This is a genomic window from Pseudomonas sp. EL_65y_Pfl1_R83 (assembly GCF_963970695.1).
Classification (GTDB): domain Bacteria; phylum Pseudomonadota; class Gammaproteobacteria; order Pseudomonadales; family Pseudomonadaceae; genus Aquipseudomonas; species Aquipseudomonas tritici.
Map to the genome: position 1 here is coordinate 1 of NZ_CAXAQI010000296.1, position 495 is coordinate 495.

Here is a 495-nt window from a genome sequence, read left to right on the forward strand (position 1 = left end):
CTCGATGCGATCAACGACTCGCTGAAGTCCTGCCTGCCGATGAAATTCACCAGCGGGCTCGGCGGCGCCCTGGCGGGTCGGCCGATCGCGATCCGCTATGTCGACAATCGCGATCCCGGGCAATAGCCCGACCGCGGCGAGAGTTGCGACCGGCGACGGATTGATGATACGCCATGAGCGGGGCGCTGGTTGAGGGGAGGATGTCTTGGGTCTGCTGGTCATGATCCTCGGGCTGCTGCTGTTTTTCGCGGCCCATGTTTTCACAACGAAGCGTGAGGCGCGCGCGCAGGCGGTCGCGCGGCTGGGCGAGGGCACCTACAAGATCATCTATTCGCTGGTGTCGCTCGCGGGATTGGCGCTGATCATCTGGGGCTTTGCCCACTACCGGGCGACCGGCTGGATCGACGTCTGGTACCCGCCCAAGGCGCTCAAGCACATCGCGCTCGCGCTGATGCTGCCCGCGGTGATCATGGTTGTGGCGTCGTATTTGCGCGG

Annotated in this window: 1 protein-coding gene; it reads left to right on the plus strand. The window is 64.6% G+C overall.

What is annotated here, in order from left to right:
• Positions 1 to 205 precede the first annotated feature (205 nt).
• Positions 206 to 495, plus strand: a 290-nt coding sequence (locus AACY08_RS28960) for an NnrU family protein (RefSeq protein ID WP_339472511.1), incomplete at its 3' end; no start/stop codon positions are given.